The sequence below is a fragment of the Streptomyces sp. NPDC059003 genome (assembly GCF_042740445.1).
Classification (GTDB): domain Bacteria; phylum Actinomycetota; class Actinomycetes; order Streptomycetales; family Streptomycetaceae; genus Streptomyces.
Window position 1 is genome coordinate 13628 of record NZ_JBHYJH010000101.1, and the last position, 20931, is coordinate 34558.

General features: G+C 72.1%; 16 protein-coding genes, 1 tRNA gene and 1 pseudogene. 7 read left to right on the plus strand and 11 right to left on the minus strand.

Features of this window, described 5'->3' with window-relative positions; all coding sequences use genetic code 11:
* Nucleotides 1-41: 41 nt before the first annotated feature.
* Complete coding sequence (locus ACFWZ5_RS29455; RefSeq protein WP_384788464.1) at nt 42-815, minus strand: ABC transporter ATP-binding protein; 774 nt, start codon at nt 813-815, stop codon at nt 42-44.
* A gap of 437 nt (nt 816-1252) precedes the next feature.
* Between ACFWZ5_RS29455 and ACFWZ5_RS29460 the strand changes: the two genes are divergently transcribed.
* A tRNA-Leu gene (locus tag ACFWZ5_RS29460) sits at nt 1253-1335 on the plus strand.
* Between the two features lie 32 nt (nt 1336-1367).
* On the opposite strand, the gene ACFWZ5_RS29465 is transcribed toward ACFWZ5_RS29460, so the two are convergent.
* Entirely contained in the window at nt 1368-2165 is a 798-nt protein-coding gene (locus ACFWZ5_RS29465) for a VOC family protein (protein WP_384788781.1), read from the minus strand.
* A gap of 1026 nt (nt 2166-3191) precedes the next feature.
* On the opposite strand from ACFWZ5_RS29465, the gene ACFWZ5_RS29470 reads away from it, so the two are divergent.
* Both ACFWZ5_RS29470 and ACFWZ5_RS29475 read left to right on the plus strand, forming a co-directional pair.
* Nucleotides 3192-4376 carry a 4-hydroxybenzoate 3-monooxygenase gene (locus ACFWZ5_RS29470; RefSeq protein WP_384788784.1) on the plus strand — a complete coding sequence of 395 codons (1185 nt, stop codon included), beginning with the start codon at nt 3192-3194 and terminating at the stop codon, nt 4374-4376.
* A 227-nt stretch (nt 4377-4603) separates the two neighbouring features.
* Nucleotides 4604-5509, plus strand: coding sequence for a Bax inhibitor-1/YccA family protein (locus tag ACFWZ5_RS29475; protein WP_384788787.1), 906 nt, complete (start codon nt 4604-4606; stop codon nt 5507-5509).
* A gap of 119 nt (nt 5510-5628) precedes the next feature.
* Here the strand turns inward: ACFWZ5_RS29475 and ACFWZ5_RS29480 are convergent, their stop codons facing one another.
* Nucleotides 5629-5859, minus strand: coding sequence for a DUF4287 domain-containing protein (locus ACFWZ5_RS29480; RefSeq protein ID WP_030672559.1), 231 nt, complete (start codon nt 5857-5859; stop codon nt 5629-5631).
* Nucleotides 5860-5960: 101 nt separating this feature from the next.
* Here ACFWZ5_RS29480 and ACFWZ5_RS29485 point away from each other — a divergent pair, with 101 nt between their 5' ends.
* Nucleotides 5961-6272 carry a hypothetical protein gene (locus ACFWZ5_RS29485; protein WP_384788791.1) on the plus strand — a complete coding sequence of 104 codons (312 nt, stop codon included), beginning with the start codon at nt 5961-5963 and terminating at the stop codon, nt 6270-6272.
* Between the two features lie 221 nt (nt 6273-6493).
* Here the strand turns inward: ACFWZ5_RS29485 and ACFWZ5_RS29490 are convergent, their stop codons facing one another.
* From ACFWZ5_RS29490 to ACFWZ5_RS29500, 3 genes are all read right to left on the minus strand, one after another.
* The gene (locus tag ACFWZ5_RS29490; RefSeq protein WP_384806730.1) at nt 6494-7300 is read right to left on the minus strand and encodes a hypothetical protein; all 807 of its coding nucleotides are present in this window, start codon (nt 7298-7300) and stop codon (nt 6494-6496) included.
* A 282-nt stretch (nt 7301-7582) separates the two neighbouring features.
* Entirely contained in the window at nt 7583-8803 is a 1221-nt protein-coding gene (locus ACFWZ5_RS29495; protein ID WP_384806732.1) for an acetyl-CoA C-acetyltransferase, read from the minus strand.
* 483 nt (nt 8804-9286) lie between these two features.
* The gene (locus ACFWZ5_RS29500) at nt 9287-10297 is read right to left on the minus strand and encodes an SGNH/GDSL hydrolase family protein (RefSeq protein ID WP_384806654.1); all 1011 of its coding nucleotides are present in this window, start codon (nt 10295-10297) and stop codon (nt 9287-9289) included.
* A 237-nt stretch (nt 10298-10534) separates the two neighbouring features.
* Between ACFWZ5_RS29500 and ACFWZ5_RS29505 the strand changes: the two genes are divergently transcribed.
* Nucleotides 10535-11926, plus strand: a complete 1392-nt coding sequence (locus ACFWZ5_RS29505; RefSeq protein ID WP_384806652.1) for a cystathionine beta-synthase — start codon at nt 10535-10537, stop codon at nt 11924-11926.
* A 394-nt stretch (nt 11927-12320) separates the two neighbouring features.
* On the opposite strand, the gene ACFWZ5_RS29510 is transcribed toward ACFWZ5_RS29505, so the two are convergent.
* From ACFWZ5_RS29510 to ACFWZ5_RS29520, 3 genes and pseudogenes are all read right to left on the minus strand, one after another.
* The gene (locus tag ACFWZ5_RS29510) at nt 12321-12749 is read right to left on the minus strand and encodes a hypothetical protein (protein WP_384804814.1); all 429 of its coding nucleotides are present in this window, start codon (nt 12747-12749) and stop codon (nt 12321-12323) included.
* A gap of 71 nt (nt 12750-12820) precedes the next feature.
* Nucleotides 12821-13534, minus strand: a complete 714-nt coding sequence (locus tag ACFWZ5_RS29515; RefSeq protein ID WP_384804816.1) for a carbonic anhydrase — start codon at nt 13532-13534, stop codon at nt 12821-12823.
* 102 nt (nt 13535-13636) lie between these two features.
* Nucleotides 13637-15000 (minus strand): annotated as a pseudogene (locus ACFWZ5_RS29520) (purine-cytosine permease family protein).
* Nucleotides 15001-15154: 154 nt separating this feature from the next.
* Between ACFWZ5_RS29520 and ACFWZ5_RS29525 the strand changes: the two are divergent.
* Entirely contained in the window at nt 15155-15988 is an 834-nt protein-coding gene (locus ACFWZ5_RS29525; protein ID WP_384804818.1) for a MurR/RpiR family transcriptional regulator, read from the plus strand.
* A gap of 140 nt (nt 15989-16128) precedes the next feature.
* On the opposite strand, the gene ACFWZ5_RS29530 is transcribed toward ACFWZ5_RS29525, so the two are convergent.
* Together ACFWZ5_RS29530 and ACFWZ5_RS29535 are read right to left on the minus strand one after the other, a co-directional pair.
* On the minus strand, nt 16129-17496 hold the full coding sequence (locus ACFWZ5_RS29530; protein ID WP_384804820.1) for an APC family permease: 1368 nt from the start codon (nt 17494-17496) through the stop codon (nt 16129-16131).
* A gap of 134 nt (nt 17497-17630) precedes the next feature.
* Nucleotides 17631-19055 (minus strand): diaminopimelate decarboxylase, encoded by a 1425-nt coding sequence (locus tag ACFWZ5_RS29535; RefSeq protein WP_384804822.1) that lies wholly within the window; start codon nt 19053-19055, stop codon nt 17631-17633.
* Between the two features lie 126 nt (nt 19056-19181).
* Between ACFWZ5_RS29535 and hutU the strand changes: the two genes are divergently transcribed.
* Nucleotides 19182-20840, plus strand: a complete 1659-nt coding sequence (hutU, locus tag ACFWZ5_RS29540) for a urocanate hydratase (protein ID WP_384804824.1) — start codon at nt 19182-19184, stop codon at nt 20838-20840.
* The last annotated feature ends 91 nt before the right edge of the window (nt 20841-20931 follow it).

A 20931-nucleotide genomic window follows, 5' to 3' on the forward strand; every position in this document is an offset into this window, starting at 1 on the left:
GCCACAGCCGACCCGCAGAGATGGAACTGCCGGATGGAGGACTAGCTGGTCCGACCCTTGGCGTCGAAGTGCTTCATCCGGTCGAGCACCCGATCGGCGCTGGGCTGGAGCATCTCGTCGACGACCCGCCCGTCGGCCAGGAAGATCACACGGTCCGCGTACGACGCGGCAACGGGGTCGTGCGTGACCATCACCACGGTCTGGCCGAGCTCGCGCACAGAGTTGCGGAGGAAGCCGAGAACCTCGGCCCCGGACCGCGAGTCCAGGTTCCCGGTCGGCTCGTCACCGAAGATGATCTCCGGCTGCGAGGCGAGGGCGCGGGCCACCGCCACGCGCTGCTGCTGGCCGCCGGAGAGCTCGGTGGGCCGGTGGGAGAGGCGCCCGGCCAGGCCCACCATGGAGATGACCTGCTCCAGCCACTGCTTGTCCGGCTTGCGGCCCGCGATGTCCATGGGGAGCGTGATGTTCTCCAGGGCGGTCAGCGTCGGCAGCAGGTTGAACGCCTGGAAGATGAAGCCGATCTTGTCCCGGCGGAGCTTGGTGAGCTGCTTGTCCTTGAGCGTCGACAGTTCGGTCTCGCCGATGCGCACCGAACCGGAGCTGAAGCTGTCCAGGCCGGCCACGCAGTGCATCAGCGTGGACTTGCCGGAGCCCGACGGGCCCATGATCGCGGTGAACTGGCCCTGCCCGAAGTCGACGGAGACGCGGTCGAGGGCGACCACCTGGGTCTCGCCCTGGCCGTACACCTTGGACAGGTCCGTGGCGCGCGCGGCCACCTGGGTGGCGCGGGCGGCGTACGAAGTGGTGGTGGTCACGGGACGGTGCTCCTGTCGGGACGACGAGTGAAGGGGACGTACTCCATCGTCCTGGCCGGGGAGGGCCGAAGAGTCAGCCGCTGTTCCGGTTCCGAGGGGCGACTGCGGTCGGACTCGGTCGGGTCATGTCATACCTGGGGATGACGGGCGTCCCTGAGGGGCCCGCCGGATCGGACCCCCGTTGCGAGGGGAGCAACGGGCGGGCGCGCGGGCGCAGAGACCGCTTACCCGGCGCCTCGGAGGGACAGCTAAATTCCGTCATTTCCAGCCCCGCCAAGGGCTTCGGCCCGACACGCCTCCGGCAAGTACCACCGGCGCGTACCACGTGCTGATGCACCCTCAGGCGTCAATAAAATAAGACAACGTCGGGCTGTCGTTCCGCTGTTCGGGGGACGCCTCCCGATAGGGTCGAAGCCTTGATGCGGAGCCCACGGCCTGCCCGGATGGTGGAATGCAGACACGGCGAGCTTAAACCTCGCTGCCCTTCGCGGGCGTACCGGTTCAAGTCCGGTTCCGGGCACCTCCGTCACGACTTACTCGTGTGACGTACTGTCAACTCCCTTCCCTGGTGGCGCTCTTGATCACGGCGAACGGCGCGCCCGCCGGGTCGAGCACCATCGCGAAGCGCCCGATGCCCTCGCCGTCGGACGGCGGGATGATCACCGTGGCCCCGGCCTCCGTGGCCCTGGCCACGGTCGCGTCGCAGTCGGCCACCTCGAAGTAGGGGTGCCACTCCGGGGTGGAGCCCGCGTCCAGATTCTCCTGGGGCAGCTGCATCAGGCCGCCGTGCGAGGCCTCCTCCCCGGCGCCTGCCGAGGTCAGGACCGTGTACGTCAGCTCCGGGCTCATCACGTTGTCGGTGGTCTCCCAGGAGAAGACCGAGCCGTAGAAAGCCTTCGCCGCGGCGGCGTCCGTCGTGTACAGCTCCACCCAGGTCAGCGAGCCCGGGACCGCGACCTCTTCCAGGCCCTGGGTCTCGCCCGGCTGCCAGACGGCGAAGTCCGCGCCCGTGGGGTCGGTGAACTGGGCCATCCGTCCGTAGCTGAACACGTCGCCGGGCGGTACGCGGACCGCGCCGCCCGCCTGCTCGACGGCCTTGGCGGTGGCGTCCGCGTCCGGCGTGTGGAAGTACACCGTCCATGCGGAGGAGGCGCCCTCCTCGGTCAGCGGGCCGATGCCTGCGACCGTCTTGCCGTCCAGGAGGAAGAAGCCGTACCCGCCGGACTCCGGGCCCGCTGACTGGTACTCCCAGCCGAACACGGCCGCGTAGAAGGCGGCCGTGGCGTCGGTGTCGGGAGCACCGAGATCCAGCCAGTTCGGGGTGCCGGGGGCATATGCGGTGGAAAGCATGGTCCTGCCCTTCGATCCACGCGCCCGGGACAGGCGCTCGACTGAGTTCCTGGGCTCCTCCCAGCATGGCAGCGCCCACTGACAACCGCGCCACGAGCGAGGGGCTGCCGGGGCGCGAAAGGGGGCTGCCGGTGGCACGCCACCCGCGCACGAAAACCCCCGTGACGGCGAGCGGCCCCTCACGGCCACCCGCCGCCCCGCGTGGACGTCCCGCCGTCGCCCGCCGCCCCGCGCCGGACGCGCCGTCGACAGTCGCAGGACCCTGCCGGATACGCGCCTGCCACCCACCGGCGGCACGGTTGGTGCCGGCCGGACCGTGCTGGACGCGCTGCGCTGCCGCCCGCGGGCCGCGCTGGACACACTCCCGCCAGCCGCCGGAGGCGCTGGTGTGGCCCGCCGGGCGCGTCGGTGACGCCTGTCGGTTCGCGCGGACGCGCCGCCGTCGCCGGTGGGGCCGTGCTGGACGCGGCGGTGGGTCTGCCGGGCTCCGGAGGGCGCATCGGCGCCTCGCGTCGGGTTTCGCGGGTTTCGTGGGACGCGCTGGCGGTGCCTGCCGGGCGCGCGGGTGACGCCCGTCGGGTTTCGCGGGCGTGCCGACGCCTGCCGGGTGCTCGGGATGCACCGGTAACCCCTGCCGGGTCCCGGGCCACACCAGCGATGCCTGCCGAGCCCGGGGGCACCGGTGACGCCTGCGGCCCCCCAGGCACAACGGGCGACGCCCGCGGCCCCCGCCGGACACACCGTCGGCACCCGCCGCCCCCGGATGCACCGCCGACACCCGCCCCGCCCTCCCGGGACGCACCGCTGGCGGCCCGCCTTCCAGGGGGACGCACCACCGGCAGCCGCCCCGCCCTCCCGGGACGCACCACTGACAGCCCGCCTTCCCGGGGACGCACCACCGATAGCCGCTGCGCCCCCAGGACGCACCACCGACAGCCGCTGCGCCCCCAGGACGCACCACCGGCACCCCACCCCACCCCCGGACACCCCGTTGACACGCCCCACCCCCCGCCGGAGACTCCCGTGATGCGGACCACCGTTGCGATCATTGGGGCCGGGCCTGCCGGGCTTCTTCTTGCTCGGCTGTTGCACCGGGCGGGCGTCGGGGCCGTCGTCCTGGAGCGTCGGGACCGTGTCTACGTAGAGCGGCGTCAGCGGGCCGGGATCCTGGAGCAGGCCACCGCCGACGTGCTGCGGGCCGTCGGGGCCGGGGACCGGATGGACCGGGAGGGGCTGCGGCACGACGGCATCGAGCTGCGCTTCGACCGCCGCAGGCACCGCGTCGACTTCCCCTCCCTCACCGGCGGCCGCGCCGTCACCGTGTACGCGCAGACCGAGGTGTGCAAGGACCTCATCGCCCTCCAGTTACGCGACGGCGGGCCGCTGCTCTTCGAGGCCGAGGCGCTCGCCGTGGAGGGCGCGGAGACGGACCGGCCCCGCGTGCGCTTCCGGCACGCGGGACGCGAGGACGTCCTGGAGTGCGCGTACGTCGCCGGGTGCGACGGCTACCGGGGCGTGGCCCGCGCCGCGGTGCCGCCCGGCGTCGCCCGCACCTTCGAGCGCGCGTACCCCTTCGCCTGGCTCGGCATCCTCGCCGACGCCCCGCCGTCCCACGACGAACTCGTCTACGCCCGCCACGACCGCGGCTTCGCGCTCCTCAGCATGCGGTCCCCCACCGTCTCCCGGCTCTACCTCCAGGTCCCCGAGGACACAGACCCCGCCTCCTGGAGCGACGAGGAGGTCTGGGCCGAGCTGGAGCGCCGCCTGGAGACCGCCGACGACTGGCGCCTCACCCGCGGCCCGGTCACCGCCAAGTCCGTCACCCCGATGCGCTCCTTCGTCCACGAACCCATGCGGCACGGCCGCCTCTTCCTCGCCGGGGACGCCGCGCACATCGTGCCGCCCACCGGCGCCAAGGGCCTCAACCTCGCCGTCGCCGACGTCGTCACGCTCGCCCGCGCCCTGGTCGCGCACGCGCACAAGGGCGACCCCGCGCCCCTCGACGCCTACTCCGCGACCCGCCTCCGCCGGGTCTGGCAGGCCGAGCGCTTCGCGTACGCCATGACGACCCTGCTGCACCGCCACCCCGGCGCCACGCCCTTCGACGACCGCCTCCAGCTGGCCCGGCTCGACCGGATCGCCACCTGCCGGGCGGCCCGCGCCGATCTCGCCGACGCCTATACGGGAGCCCCCCTCGACGGCGTACCGTGACGGGCCCCGCCACCCCGTCGGACCAACCGCGGCGGCGCGGGAACAGAGGGCTCGGTCCCGGACGTTCCCCGGGCAGGTAAGGCACGGTGAAAGCCGAGGGCGAAAGCCCGGACCGAGGATTCCCCGCCACTTGGCGGGAAAGATCCTCCCCAAGCACTAGGCGCATCCTTTTGCCTACGCATTACCCTTGAACCCAAAGCCACGCACGGTGGCCATGGAGGAGTGAAATGAGGAGCAGTAACCCGGTCTTCTCGCGACGGGGGTTCAGCCGCGACAACGGCTATGCGGGCTTCAACGCGCAGCCGCAGGCCGGGGGACCCACCGCCGTCGGGACGCAGGCCAATCCGTACGCGGGCGCGGGCCAGCAGGCCCCCACCAACCCGTACGCCAACAATCCGTACGCCCAGCAGGGCCTCCAGGGCGCCCCGCCCCAGGCCCCGGCCACCACCGGCCGCATGACGATGGACGACGTCGTCATGCGCACGGCGACCACGCTCGGTGTCCTCGTCGTGACGGCCGCGCTCGCCTGGGCGCTGCTCCCCGTGGACGACGCCAACATCAGCAAGTCGTACGGCATCGCGATCGGCGCCGGTCTCGTCGCGATGGTGCTCGGCTTCGTGCAGGCCTTCAAGCGCAAGGCGTCGCCGCCGCTGATCCTGGCGTACGCCGCCCTGGAGGGCGTCTTCCTCGGCGTCGTCTCCAGCGTCGTCGACAACCGCATCGCGAGCGGCGCGGCCATGCAGGCCGTGCTCGGCACGATGGCCGTGTTCCTCGGCGTCCTCGTCGCGTACAAGGCGGGCTGGATCCGCGTCAACCGCCGCTTCTACGGCTTCGTGATGGCGGCCGCCCTCGGCTTCGTCCTGCTGATGGGCGTGAACCTGCTGTTCGCGGCCTTCGGCGGCGGTGACGGCCTCGGCTTCCGCAGCGGCGGCCTCGGCATCATGTTCGGCATCATCGGCATCCTGCTCGGCGCGTGCTTCCTGGCCCTGGACTTCAAGCAGGTCGAGGACGGCATCGCGTACGGCGCCCCGCGCGAGGAGGCCTGGCTCGCCGCCTTCGGCCTCACGATGACGCTGGTGTGGATCTACATGGAGTTCCTGCGCCTGATCGCGATCCTGCAGGGCAACGACTGACCCTGCGGCGTGACCGACTGACGAACGGCCGAAGGGCCCGCGGAAGCGATTCCGCGGGCCCTTCGTCGTGTCGATTCGGGGGATCGGAGGATCGGGGGATCGTACGGATTCGGGGTCGGTCAGCCCAGTTTGCGCGCGGCGCGCCTGAGGTCGTACTCGTGGATGATCGCCTTGGCGTGGCCATAAGCGAGGTTGTGCTCGCCGCGGAGCCAGCTGACCTTCTCTTCGAAGCGGAAGAGAGAAGGGCCCTCGTCGACGGTTCGGAGCCAGTCGGAGACTTCACGGCCTGTGCAATGGGGGATGCGAGCGAGCAGATTCCGGTGGGTCTCCTCGGAGAAGACTTGGGACATCGGCGCCTCCGGACGCGTTCGATGTGGTCCGTCCTTCACGCCACCGTGCCTGAGCGTTCGGCTATTGGCAACAGTCCCGGCTCGCCGCGTAGGGTCGCTCCGTGCTCGATACGACGCCACTGATCATCGCCGTTGACCACTTCGCCGACCGGCTGCGGGCCGCGCCCCAGTCCCGGCTGCAGCGTGGCGCGGCCGCGGAAGCGCTGGAACTCGCGCGGGAGTTGGCGGTGCGCGCCCAGCTCCGGGAGGCGCCGCACGCCGAGCCGCGGCGGATGCCGGACGCCGGGATGTTCGCCGCCGCGGACCAGATCACCGTTGCCGGGCGGGACTTGGCGGTGGTGCTGCGGGACGAGGCGGAGCTGACGGAGGCCGTACGCCTCGTCCAGGAGGCCCTGACCCGAGCCGGCGTCTGAGGCCCCCCTCCGGCCGTCCGGCTGCGCATGGGGTGGGCGGGCGGGGTAGATCCCGCCGCGAAGCGGCGGGCCGGAGGCGCATCGGGCCCGGGTGCGGGCCGGTGGGGATGCCGCCGCGCTGCGCGCGGCGGGTTTTTCCCACCCGCCCGCCCGTTTCCAGTCGGACGGGGGTGGACGCCTCTCGTGGGGCCAGTCGCCGTCGGCGGGTGCGGGACCGGAGGTCAGACGGAGGCGATTACCCGGTCCGCGAGGATGTAGACGTTCTCCGTGCCGCAGGCGAACGTGAGGGCGTACGCGCCCGAGACGCCCGAGCCGCCGAGCAGGACCGGCGCCTCGCCGTCCCGCAGGGCGGCGGCGAGCAGCTCCGCGGTCTCGCGGTGCCCGGGGGTCATGCACAGCGTCGTACCGTCCGTGAACACGTACACGTCGAGCGTGCCGAGCGGCCCGGGGCGGACGTCGGCGAGCGCCGTGCGCGCGTCCGCGAGCTCCTCCAGGCAGGCCACCGTCCGCTCGTGGTCGCCGTGCACGGGAGACTGCACGGGCACGAAGTCGGGGTGCGAGGGATGACGGCGGCGGGCCGCGGCCAGCTCCGCGGACTCGCCCGCGGACTCCTCCGCGGCCGGGTCGGCGAACGGCTCCACGACCGGCTCGAGACTGTCCGATTCCAGACCCACCAGATCGGCCTGGCGCGGCAGGAACAGCTCGTCCGTGATGCTCTCGGGCAGCCCGCTCAGGAGCGAGGGGGCGTCCGCGATGTCCCGCGCCTCCTGCGCGGCCCAGAAGGCGCGCGCCTCGGCCAGCTCACGCTCGCGCTCCTCGGCGAGGGCGTCGGCGACCGCGGCGCGTATCTCGTCGGTGTCCACCGTGGTGCGGGCCGCGGGCACGGTGGCGCGGCCCGCCGTGGCGTGGCTCTCGGCGAGCTCGGTACGCAGGTCGGTGATCTGCTGCCGCAGGCCCCGCACGGTGCGCAGGGACGCGGCTCCCACGGCCGTGGCAGCGGCCGTGGAGAGCAGCAAGGCAAGATGCATGGCGCTCACTGACGTACTCCCGGTTTCAAGTCGACCCCCGACTTCCTACATCAGCTTGAAGCCTGCACCATCCTGCTGTCAGTGCATTACGTCACGAATTGGACAGGACTTTCGGCCCGGCGTTTATCCAAGGAACCGTGCTGACCTGGGCAAATGTTCCTCCCCCAGGAGATTGGTCACATCCTGGGGGAGATTGGGTCACGAATGTGTGGAGGGGTGGGAGGTGCCGCCGTTTCCCGACAGATGCGACGGGCGGCGCCCCCCGGCGGGCGGGCGCTCGGCTCAGCTGAGGCGCTCGATGACCATGGCCATGCCCTGGCCGCCGCCGACGCACATGGTTTCGAGGCCGAACTGCTTGTCGTGGAACTGGAGGCTGTTGATCAGCGTGCCGGTGATGCGGGCGCCGGTCATGCCGAAGGGGTGGCCGACGGCGATGGCGCCGCCGTTGACGTTCAGCTTGTCGAGGGGGATGCCCAGGTCCCGGTAGGAGGGGATGACCTGGGCGGCGAAGGCCTCGTTGATCTCGACCAGGTCGATGTCGTCGATGGTCAGACCGGCCCGCGTCAGCGCCTGCTTGCTGGCCTCGACGGGCCCGTACCCCATGATCTCGGGGGAGAGCGCCGAGACGCCCGTGGAGACGATCCGGGCGAGCGGGGTCAGGCCGAGCTCGCGGGCCTTGGTGTCGCTCATGATGACGAGCGCGGCGGCGCCGTCGTTGAGCGGGCAGCAGTTGCCCGCGGTGACCAGGCCGTCGGGCCGGAACACCGGCTTCAGGCCCGCGACGCCCTCCATCGTGACGCTCGCGCGCGGCCCGTCGTCCTTGGCCACGACGGTGCCGTCCGGCAGCGTCACCGGGGTGATCTCGCGCTCCCAGAAGCCGTTCTTGAGGGCTTCCTCGGCGAGGTTCTGCGAGCGGACGCCGAACTCGTCCATGTCCTGGCGGGTGATGCCCTTGAGCCGGGCGAGGTTCTCGGCGGTCTGGCCCATCGCGATGTACGCGTCCGGGACCACGCCGTCCTCGCGCGGGTCGTGCCAGTCGGTGCCGGTCTGCTCGGCGCGGGCCGCGGTGCGGGCCTCCGCGTCGGCGAACAGCGGGTTGTGGGTGTCCGGCAGGCCGTCGCTCGTGCCCTTCACGGACCGCGACACCATCTCGACGCCCGCCGAGATGAAGACGTCGCCCTCGCCCGCCTTGATGGCGTGCAGGGCCATGCGGGAGGTCTGGAGGGACGAGGAGCAGTAGCGGGTGATCGTGCAGCCCGGCAGGTGGTCCATGCCCATCTGTACGGCGACGATCCGGCCCAGGTTGTGACCCTGCTCGCCGCCCGGCAGGCCGCAGCCCAGCATCAGGTCGTCGATGTCCTTCGGGTCGAGCGCGGGGACCTTGGCCAGGGCGGCCTCGATGATCGTGGCGGTCAGGTCGTCCGGCCGCAGCTCCTTCAGGGAGCCCTTGAAGGCGCGGCCGATCGGGGAGCGGGCAGCGGAGACGATCACGGCTTCGGGCATCGGTGACTCCAGGGGGCCAGGGTGTGCGGGCGCCCCTCCGGGGCAAGGGGCGGGACTCATAGGGAAGTTACCCGCACGTAATGCCCTGGGTCACCGCCCAGCCCCTGTGACACGGACCGCATTTCTAAGCGGGCGCTCACCCTGCGGGGGGCTGGGCGGTCCGTGTGCACAGGTCCCGCCGCTACCGCGGCGGCGACTCCCCGCCCGCCCACCCAGGACCAACCGTCCCAGCCGCACCCGCCGACGGCGGGGAACCCCCACGAGGGGCGTCCACCTCCTGGGAGGGTGGAAACGGGCGGGCGGGTGGGAAACAAACCGCCGCGGTAGCGGCGGAAACCCCCCACCGGCCCGCACCCGCCCACGATCGCGGCGCACCGCCTACCGACCGCATCGGGTCGGACGCGCCTCCGCCCCGCCGCTCCGCGGCGGGAATTTCCCCGCCCGCCCACCCCATGCGCCGCCGCATACGCCGCTGCCCCCCGGTCAGGGGATCGGCGTCGGATCCGGTGTCTGGATCCGGCGCCGGCGCCGGCGCTTGAGGAGGGCCCACGGCCCGCGAGGGCCGGCCGGCATCGCCCCGGCGACCTCCGTACCGCCCTCGGAGGCGGCCCGCGCCGCGGCCCGAGCCACCGGCAGGAACCCTTCGCGGCGCGAGACATCGGGCCGCTCCTCCTCGGGCCACAGCCCGAGCGCCGCGCACAGCGTGGGCAGGACGGCCATGGCGGCGGTGGCGTACCCCTCCGCGGAGGGGTGGTAGTTGTCGGGCCCGAACAGCTCCCGCGGGTTCGCCGCGAACTCGGGGCCGAGCAGATCACCGAGCGACACGGTCCGCCCGCCCTGCTCGACGACCCCGATCGTCTGCGCGGCGGCGAGCTGCCGCGACACGCGCCGGGCGAGCCACCGCAGCGGCTGGTAGACGGGCTCGATGGTGCCGAGGTCGGGACACGTCCCGACGACGACCTCCGCACCGGCGGTGCGCAGCCTGCGCACGGCCGCGGAGAGCAGCCGCACCGACCGCGTCGGCGGCATCCGGTGGGTGACGTCATTGGCGCCGATCATGAGGACGCACACGTCGGGCCGCCAGCCCGTCTCGTCCGACAGGACCAGCGTCACCTGCCGGTCGAGATCGTCGGACTGCGCCCCGGCCTTCGCCACCACCCGCAGGTCCACCGGACGCTCGGCGACCGCCGCGAGCCCGGAGGCGAGGAGCGCGGCGGGCGTCTGCCGCGACCGGTGCACGCCGAGCCCGGCGGCCGTGGAGTCCCCCAGCATCGCGAACCGCAGCGGCTCGGCCCCGATCCCCCCGATCCGCCCGATCCCCGCGAACGCGGCCCCGTACCGCCCGTCCGCCCGCGGCGGCGCGCCGTGCCCGCCGTTGCCGACCGACCGCTTCGCCAGCTGCACCTCGGCGAGGACCACCCCGACCGTGGCCGCGCCGAGCAGCCCGATGCCTCCGCCTCCGTACGCCGCTCCCGCGGCGATGCGCCGCGCCACCCTCGCCCTCGACATGCCCCGCTGTCACCTCAGTCAAGTCGTGTGGAGCCGTTCACCCCGTTGTCCGTCCCGTACATCCAGTCATTGCCCCGTCGAGGCGGTCGGCCAATCGCCGGGGGAGGTGAAGGGGACAGATGGAGCCTTAGGCTGACGCCTACCGAATACGGAACATCTTGTGCGGCCCCCACGGGTCCGTACGACATCGCAGGCCGGACACCCCGGAAAACGGAGACAACGGTGCATTTCCACGACTCGATGATCAGCCTCGTCGGCAACACCCCGCTGGTACGCCTCAACAGCGTGACCGCGGGCCTGCAGGCGACGGTCCTCGCGAAGGTCGAGTACTTCAACCCCGGCGGCTCCGTGAAGGACCGCATCGCGCTGCGCATGATCGAGGCCGCCGAGGCGAGCGGCGAGCTGCGCCCCGGCGGCACGATCGTGGAGCCGACCAGCGGCAACACCGGCGTCGGCCTTGCCATCGTGGCCCAGCAGAAGGGCTACAAGTGCGTCTTCGTGTGCCCGGACAAGGTCAGCACCGACAAGATCAATGTGCTGCGCGCGTACGGCGCCGAGGTGGTCGTCTGCCCGACCGCCGTCGACCCCGAGCACCCGGACTCGTACTACAACGTCTCCGACCGCCTCGTACGCGAGATCCCGGACGCGTGGAAGCCGGACCAGTACTCCAACCCCAACAACCCCCTCTCCCACTACCACTCCACCGGCCCCGAGCTGTGGGAGCAGACGGAGGGGAAGATCACCCACTTCGTGGCGGGCATCGGCACCGGCGGCACGATCTCCGGCACCGGCGGGTACCTGAAGGAGGTCTCCGGCGGCAAGGTCAAGGTCGTCGGCGCCGACCCGGAGGGGTCCGTGTACTCCGGGGGCTCCGGGCGGCCGTACCTCGTCGAGGGCGTCGGTGAGGACTTCTGGCCGACCGCGTACGACCGGAACGTCACCGACGACATCGTCGCCGTGTCCGACAAGGACTCCTTCCAGATGACCCGGCGCCTCGCCAAGGAGGAGGGGCTGCTCGTCGGCGGCTCCTGCGGCATGGCGGTCGTCGCGGCCCTGCGGGTCGCGGAGGGGCTCGGCCCGGACGACGTCGTGGTCGTCCTGCTGCCCGACAGCGGCCGCGGCTACATGAGCAAGATCTTCAGCGACGAGTGGATGAACGACTACGGCTTCCTGGAGGAGGCCGGCGACCAGCCGCGCGTCGGCGACGTGCTGAGCCGCAAGGAGGGCGGCGAGCTGCCCTCGCTCGTCCACATGCACCCCGAGGAGACCGTCGGCGAGGCCATCGAGGTCCTGCGCGAGTACGGCGTCTCGCAGATGCCGATCGTCAAGCCGGGCGCCGGGCACCCCGACGTGATGGCGGCCGAGGTCATCGGCTCCGTCGTGGAGCGGGAGCTGCTCGACGCGCTGTTCACCCAGCGGGCCTCGCTGCACGATCCGCTGGAGAAGCACATGTCCGACCCGCTGCCGCAGGTCGGCTCCGGCGAGCCCGTCGCCGACCTGATGTCGGTGCTCGGCTCCGCCGACGCCGCGATCGTCCTCGTCGAGGGCAAGCCGACGGGGGTCGTGAGCCGGCAGGACCTGCTCGCGTTCCTCGCGGAGCAGCAGGGCAGCTGAGCGGGTAACCCCCGGGCCGGGTGCGGGACTTCGCGGAAACGGTACGGAGGCGACATGTGCGCGCAGCACCCGCTTAACACGGGTGCGGCACCGTAGGGGGTGTCGGCGTCAGGACTTCCGGAGCGGCTCCCGGACCTCCATCGGCGCCCGGACGCTGCGCTTGGCCTGGACCGGCGCGTGTCCCTCGCGGGGATCGCCGTCGTCCCGCCCTCCGGGTCCGGCCCGGGGGTGCGGCGGTCCCCGCGCCGTTCCCTGGCGTGGGCGCCTTGTGCCCCGCCGCTCGGCTGGGGCTGCGCCCCTCTCCCCCCTCATCGGCGCTCCGCGCCTCGCCCTCAAACGCCGGGCGGGCTATTACCCCACCCGCCCCCTCCCGGGGGCGGGTGGGCGGGGGACGTCAGTCCTCCCAGTCCGGCTTGTGGGGGCGGCCCCGGACCAGGGAGAGGAGACCCGTGCCTCGCGCGGAGTGAACGGCGTTGACGCCGACGATGCCGAACCACGTGACGAACAGCCCCGAGAGCCCCGCGTTCGCCGCCCCGATGGCCGACAGCGGAATCGCGAGGATCAGCGACACGATGCCGAAGCCGAACCGCTCGCCCCACGAGTCGACCCCGCCGCCCGGGTTCCGCGAGCCCCGGGCGACGATCATCTGCTGCTCGGCGAGGTGACGCCGCATCCGGCGGTCGATCGTGGTGTCGAGGCGCTGCTCGACCTTTTCGAGGAACGAGTCGACAAGCGCGGACTCGTACTCTTCGCCGAGGTCCTTGCGCGCGTGCAGGGCGGCGTCGAGTTCTTTCTTGAGTTCGGCGTCACGTGGGGCTTCCATACCTCCTACGGTACGCAGTGGCCGCACCCCTGACAGTGGGGGTAGCCCCCCATTCCGTCCTGGGCCACGCCTCAGGACAGGACGCGCATCAGGCCCGAGTCGAGGTCGAAGCGCCCGGCGAGAACGGTGGCGGGCCGGAAGGCGGGGTCGGCCCGCAGGGTGTCCCGCATCCGGCGGGCGTGCGCGGCGACGGTGTGCTCGACCCAGTCGCCGGGCTTGTTCCGGCAGGACCAGGCGGCGGGGCCGATGGACTCGACGAGCCGGGACAGATGGCCGGGCGCGGGCTCGCCGGTGCGCAGCTGCTTGATGGTCGCCCCGACGGCCCCGCACCGCTCGTGCCCGAGGACGACGATCAGCGGTATTTCGAGCTCGGTGACGCCGTACTGGAGGGAGCCGAGGACCGCCTCGTCGAGGACCTCGCCGGCGGTGCGCGCGACCAGGAGGTCGCCGAGCCCCTGGTCGAAGACAAGCTCGGGCGGCACGCGGGAGTCGACGCAGCTCAGGATGATCGCGAACGGGTCCTGGTCGTCGGCGACCTCGTGGCGCCGCGCCAGGTCCTCGTGCGGGTGGCGGGAGCGGACCTTCGCCCAGCGCCGGTTGCCCTCCATGAGTCTGTCGAGGGCGTCGTCGGCGGTCGTGGGGCGGGGCCGGGCGGACCTCGGCTTCCCCGGGGCGGTGGACGCGGCGGAGGCGACGCCGGTCGTGGACGCGAGCACGGTGGCGGCGGTCGCCGTCAGGAAGGTGCGGCGGTTCGAGGGCAGCGGGCGGCGGGAGCTGGCGGGCACGGTGTGTCCTCAGGGCTGTGCGGACATGGGCGGTTCACGGTAGGAATGCGGCCATGTCGCACCGTTAAGCCTTGGCCATACCTTTGCTGAATCGGCGTCAGTTCATGACGTGTCCGATACGGGTTCTTGAACCGGCGCGGTCGCCGCCTGCGCCGGTATCGCATTGCGCCGCGCCACGAGCCAGTACAGCAGCGCCGGGACCGCGAGCCCCACGATCCAGGAGATGTCCGCACCGCCGAGCGGATCCACGAGCGGCCCGGTGTAGAAGTGCGTGGCCAGGAACGGGAGTTGGGCGAGGAGCCCGATGCCGTACACGGCCAGCGCGTCCCAGCGCCAGGCGCCGTACCGGCCCCGCGGGTCGAACAGGGCCGGGATGTCGTACCGCTCCTTGGAGATCAGGTAGTAGTCGACCAGGTTGATCGCCGACCACGGCGTGAAGAAGGTCAGCAGGAACAGCAGGAAGTCCTTGAACGACGTCAGGAAGCTGTCCTTGCCGAGCAGCGCGACCACCGTGCCCGCCACCATGATCAGCGCGATGTACGCCGCCCGGCCGCGCGGCGACAGCGCCTTCTGGGGGCGGAAGCCGCCGATGCTCGTCACCATCGACATGAACCCGCCGTAGGTGTTGAGGACGTTGATGGTCAGCTTGCCCAGCGCGATCACGAAGTAGAGGCAGGACGCCACCAGGCCGGTGCCGCCGAGCTCCACGACGTACTCGACCTGGTTGCCCATGAACGCGCCGCCCGCGCTCGCCGCCACGAGCACCCCGAACGTCATCGACCACTGCGCCCCGAGCGCCGACCCGGACAGCGTCCACCAGAACGTGGCGCGCCCCGACGTCGTACGCGGCAGATAGCGCGAGTAGTCCGCGACGTACGGGCCGAACGCCAGCTGCCACGACGCCGAGAGCGACACCGCGAGCAGGAACATCGGCAGGTCGAAGTGCGCGTCGGAGAGGAGGTCGGAGAGGTCCACGCGGTCCAGGAGGCGGATGCCGAGGCAGACGAACGCGAGCGCGCAGACCACGCTCGCCACCCGGCCGAGGGCGTGGATCACGCGGTAGCCGATCGCCGCCGTCACCCCGGTGACCGCGGCGAACAGGACGATGCCGGTGGTGTCGTCCGTGTGCGTCAGCTCGGCATGACGAGCAGCAGGGGTACGACGGCGCCGCGCACCCCGAACTGCGCCCGGGACTGGATCATCTGCGGCAGGCCCAGCTTCGGGCCCTGCGCGGAGTGCAGCGCCATCACCGCGCCGCCCAGTACGTTGCCGAGGACGAGCCCGGCGATCGACCACACCACGTCGCCGCCGAACACCACGGCGAGCGCGCCCGTGACGACCGCCGTGATCTGGAGGTTCGCCCCGAGCCAGAGCGTGAACTGGCTGAAGGCGGTGCCGTGCCGCTCGTCGTCGGGGACGACGTCGATCGAGCGGCGTTCCACGAGGGGCTTCGGTGACTCTGTCATGGTGATCGGGTCCTCGCCTTGCCCGGCTGTATATGGTCATGCAGAGTTCTTGGTGGCTGAATACTTTGTCAATGGTCCGGTAAGAAGTACGAGGCGACGGACCTGGGGGAGGGGTAGGGGTACGGCATGAGGAGTTCCGCATGAGGAGTCCCGCATGAGTGACAGTCCGGCGGCGCGGCTTCAGGTGCTCTTCGAGGGGCACCGGCTCACGCCGACCCAGCGGCGCATCGCCCACTGCATGGTGCGGCGCGCCGCCGACGCGCCCTTCCTGTCGAGCGTCGAGCTCGCCGAGCTCGCGGGCGTCAGCCAGCCGTCCGTCACCCGCTTCGCCGTCGCGCTCGGCTTCGACGGGTATCCGGCGCTGCGGCGGCACCTGCGGGACGTCGCGCCGGCCGAGGCGCCGGAAGACGCCGAGCTCAACGAGTACCAGCAGGCCGTCCAGGCCGAGATCGAGAACCTGCGGCACCTCGCCGACGTGCTCGCCGACCCCGAGCCGGTCGAGCGCGCCGGACGGCTGCTCGCCTCCTCGCGGCCCCTGCCCGTCCTCGGCCTGCGCGCCGCCGCGTCGCAGGCCTACGGGTTCTCCTACTTCGCCGCCAAGGTCCACCCCGATGTGCGGCTGCTCGACGAGGGCGGCTCCATGCTGACCGACCGGGTCGACGCGGCGGTGCGGGCCGGGGCGAGCGTGCTGCTGTGCTTCGCGCTGCCGCGGCATCCTCGGGAGGTCGTGGACGCGCTGGCGTATGCGCGGGGGGTGGGGCTCACCGTCGTGACGGTGGCGGACTCGGCGTTCGCTCCTGTCGCGGCGCACTCCGATCTGCTGCTGCCTGCCGCGGTGGGGACGGGGCTGGCCTTCGACACCGCTTGCGCCCCCATGCTGCTGGGGCGGGCCCTTCTCGAGGCCATGTGTGATGCGGTGCCTGAGGCGCAGGCGCGGCTTGAGGAGTTCGATGTGGGGGCGGCGGAGCGGGGGCTGTTCGTCGAGTAACTCCTCCCGCCCGCCCGCCCTTTCCTGTGGCCGCGGCCCCAGCCCCCGCGTACGGATGGGGCTTTGCCCCTTTCCCCCTTATCGGCGCTTCGTGCCTCGCCCTCAGACGCCGGGCGGGCTGACATCAGCCCGCCCGGGCGCTATGCCTCTTCCCGCATGCGCAGCACCAACCTGTTCACCGCCCACAGCGCGATGCCGATCGCTACCAGTACGCCCGCGCGGATGTAGACGTCTGCGGGGCGGTCCGCCAGCGGGCTGGCGAGGATGAGGGCCGTGATGGCGCCCAGGACGGGCAGGGCCGTGGGGGTGCGGAAGTGGTCGTGGTCGACGGGGTCGCGGCGCAGGACCAGGACCGCGACGTTGACCACGGCGAAGACGCACAGGAGGAGGAACGCCGTGGTGTCGCCGAGGCCTTCGATCTCGCCGGTGGAGACGAGGCCGACGGCGAGGAGGGTCACGAAGGCGATGCCCACGATGGGCGTGCGGCGGCGCGCCAGGACGCGGCCCATCGCGCGCGGCAGGATGCGTTCGTTGGCCATGCCGTAGCAGAGCCGGGACGCCATCATGATGTTGATGAGCGCGGAGTTGGTGACCGCGAACAGGGCGATCACGGCGAAGAGTTTGTGGGGGAAGTCGACCCCGCCCGCCTTGACGACTTCGAGGAGCGGGCCGCTGGAGCCCTCCAGGGTCCTGTGGTCCACCAGGAGGGAGGAGACCAGGGCCACCAGGACGTAGATCGTGCCGGTCACGGCCACGCCGATGAAGATCGCCCGCGGGAACGTGCGCTGCGGGTCCTTCGTCTCCTCGGCCATGTTCACCGAGTCCTCGAAGCCGACGAAGGCGAAGAAGCCGAGGGCCGTGGCGCCGAGTACGCCGGTGAGCAGGGCGTAGCCGCTGCCGTCCGTCTCGAACTCGGTGAGGCGTGACGGTTCTCCGTCGCCGGTGAGGACCGCCCACGCGCCGATGCCGAGGATGATGAGGAGGCCGGTCAGCTCGACCAGGGTCAGGACGACGTTCGTCTTCACGGACTCCGACACGCCGCGCAGGTTCAGCGCGGCGAGGGCCAGGATGAAGACGATCGCGATCAGCGTCGGCGGCAGCGCGTCGTCGGTCAGCTCGCCCAGGTAGTCACCGCTGAACGCGCGGGCCGCGGCGCTCGCCGACGACAGGCCCGAGCACATCACCATGAACGCGATGATGAAGGTCAGGAAGGGGACCTTGAAGGCCTTTTGGGTGTAGAGGGCCGCGCCCGCCGCCTTCGGGTACTTGCCGACCAGCTCCACGTACGACGCGGCCGTCAGGATCGCCACCACGAAGCCGATCAGGAACGGCACCCACAGCGCGCCGCCCACCTTCCCCGCGACCTTGCCGGTGGTGGCGTAGATGCCGGTGCCGAGGATGTCGCCGATCACGAAGAGGATGAGCAGTTTGGGGCCGAGCACGCGGCGCAGGCCGGGTTCCTCGGCGGGTGAGGATGCGGTCGAGCTGCTCGTTCCGGACGTCGTCACAGGAGCCTCCCCCGAGAACAGGACTGCCGAGCTACCGAGAAGGATCTTCTGCCCGCACCGGGCCCCGACGATGCGGGAGTTGAGCAACCTCAGAGGGTGAGATCGGCTCGTTCGTCAGGGGCGTACGGGTTCGTTCAGAGGGCGCGCAGTGCGTCCCGCTCCGCTCCGCCCGCCTCCGCCACGATCTCGTCGACGGTCTGCGCCGCCCGGACGAGCGAGAACCGCACCTCGCCGTCGGCGCCCGCGGCGTAGCCGTGGATCGCGGGCCGGGGCAGGCTGTTGTACGAGTAGTGCTGCGCGAAGTAGTACGCGCCGGTGTCGAGCGCCGCCACGTGGTCGCCCGCTTCGAGCGGCGGCAGCGGGTGGTTCTCGGCCAGCAGGTCGCCCGCGAAGCACGCCGGGCCCGCGACGTCCTGGCCGAAGGACGCCCCCTGCTTGGGCCTGCCCTTCGCGTCGTAGGCGGCGATCCTGAGCGGCCAGGACTCCGGCGCGTACACCGTGCGGGTCGCCACCTGCACGCCCGCGTGCGTCAGCGCGACCGTGCGGCCGCCCGCCGACTTCACGTACTCGACCCGCGCGAGGACCGCCCCGTGCTTGGCGAGCAGTGAGCGGCCGAACTCGGTGACCAGGCCGTAGCGCCCGTCGAGCAGCCCCGGCACGCGCGCGTGCAGCAGGCGCGCGTACGCGGCGTGCGTCGGACTCTCCTCGTCCGAGCCGAAGTTGACGGGCAGGCCGCCGCCGATGTCGATCGTGTCGACCTGGCGGCGGCCCACCCGTTCGTTGATCTCCTCGGCCAGTTCGTACGTCGCCGCGACGCCCTGGACCAGGAGGTCGAGGGGCATGCCCTGCGAGCCGGAGTGCGCGTGCAGCCGGGTCAGCCACGGCCGGTCCAGATACGCCTGGACGACCCACTCCCGCGCTCCCTCGTCCCGCAGCGGCACGCCGAACTTGGAGGTCGCGGTCGCGGTGGAGAGCGCGCTGATGGCGCCGCCGCCCACCTGCGGGTTCACGCGGATGCCCACGGGGGAGGCGGTCGGGGCCGAGCGGACGAGGGCGTCGATGCGGTCCAGTTCCTGCGGGTTGTCGGCGTTGACGGCGATGCCGAGGGCGAGGGCCTCGCGGAGTTCGGCGGGGGTCTTGGCGGGCGAGTCGAGGACGGTCCGCGCGGGCCGCACCCCGGCCGCGCGGGCCAGGGCGAGCTCGCCGGGGCTCGCCACCTCCGCGCCGATCCCCGCGTCGTGGAGCAGCCGCACCACCGGCACCAGGGGCGTCGCCTTCACGGCGAAGGCGTGCAGGACGGGCGTGCCGGGCGCGGTCACCGCGTCGAAGGCGGCGCGCAGGGCGGCGGCGGACGCGCGGATGCCGGTGACGTCGAGGAGGCCGACGAGCGGCGCGTCCGGGCCGACGAGCCCTTGGTCGACGGCGGCGCGGACGGCTTGGTCGCGTCGGGCGGCGGCTTCCGCGCCCCGGGCGCTGTCGGCGAGGGCTTCCGCGGCCCGGGCACTGATGTCGAGGGCTTCCGTGCCCCGGGTGCTGTCGTCGAGATCGTCGAGGCTCATGGGACCCAGGCAATCACCCGGGCGCCGCGCCCGCTGGCCGTACGCCGCTATTGACTAGCTCTATTCACAGATCCAGGATGTGAATAACAAGGTCACAGAAGGTCACAACAGGAGGAGGCACCCGCCATGTCAGGACCCCGCCCCGTACGAGCCCCGCGCGGCACCGAACTGAGCGCCCTGGGATGGCAGCAGGAGGCCGCCCTGCGGATGCTCCAGAACAACCTCGACCCGGAGGTCGCCGAGCACCCCGACAAGCTCGTCGTCTACGGCGGCACCGGCAAGGCGGCCCGCGACTGGCGCTCCTTCGACGCCATGGTGCGCACCCTGCGGACCCTGAAGCAGGACGAGACGATGCTCGTCCAGTCGGGCCGCCCCGTCGGCGTCATGCAGACCCACGAGTGGGCTCCGCGCGTCCTGATCGCCAACTCCAACCTGGTCGGGGACTGGGCGAACTGGGAGGAGTTCCGCCGCCTCGAGGCCCTCGGCCTCACCATGTACGGCCAGATGACCGCCGGCTCCTGGATCTACATCGGCACGCAGGGCATCCTCCAGGGCACGTACGAGACGTTCGCCGCCGTCGCCGCGAAGAAGTTCAACGGCACGCTCGCGGGGACGATCACCCTCACCGCCGGGCTCGGCGGCATGGGCGGCGCCCAGCCGCTCGCCGTCACCATGAACGACGGCGTCGCGATCTGTATCGACGTCGACCCGCGCGCCATCGAGCGCCGCATCGAGCACCGGTACCTGGACGTGAAGGCGGACTCCCTGGAGCACGCGCTCCAGCTCGCCGTCGAGGCCCGCGACGCCCGCCGCCCCCTCTCCATCGGCCTGCTCGGCAACGCGGCGGAGCTGCTTCCGCGCATGCTCGCCGAGGGCGCGCCGGTCGACATCGTGACGGACCAGACGTCCGCCCACGACCCCCTCGCCTACCTCCCGGTCGGCGTCGACTTCGACGACATGCAGACGCTCGCCGAGAAGGACCCGGCGGGCTTCACCACCCGCGCCCGCGAGTCCATGGCCCGGCACGTCGAGGCCATGGTCGGCTTCATGGACGCGGGCGCCGAGGTCTTCGACTACGGCAACTCCATCCGCGGCGAGGCCCAGCTCGCGGGCTACGACCGGGCGTTCGCGTTCCCCGGCTTCGTCCCCGCCTACATCCGTCCGCTCTTCTGCGAGGGCAAGGGCCCCTTCCGCTGGGCGGCCCTGTCCGGCGAGGCCTCCGACATCCACAAGACCGACAAGGCGATCCTCGACCTCTTCCCGGAGAACGAGTCCCTGCACCGCTGGATCAAGATGGCCGGCGAGCGCGTCCACTTCCAGGGCCTCCCCGCCCGCATCTGCTGGCTCGGCTACGGCGAGCGCGACCGCGCCGGCGAGCGCTTCAACGACATGGTGGCCTCCGGCGAGCTCCAGGCCCCCCTCGCCATCGGCCGCGACCACCTCGACTGCGGCTCCGTCGCGTCCCCGTACCGCGAGACGGAGGGCATGCGCGACGGCTCCGACGCGATCGCCGACTGGCCGCTCCTGAACGCCATGGTGAACGTCGCCTCCGGCGCGTCCTGGGTCTCCCTCCACCACGGCGGCGGCGTCGGCATGGGCCGCTCCCTCCACGCGGGCCAGGTCACGGTCGCCGACGGCACGAAGCTCGGCGGCGAGAAGATCCGCCGGGTGCTCACGAACGACCCCGGGATGGGGGTCATCCGGCATGTGGATGCCGGGTACGAGACCGCTGACGCGGTGGCCTCGGAGCGGGGCGTCCGTGTCCCGATGCGGGAGGGCCAGTGAGCGCGCCGCAGGAGGGAATCTCCCCCAACCCGCCCCGTCCCGAGCCGGGGGCTCCGCCCCCGGACCCCCGCTCCTCAAACGCCGGAGGGGC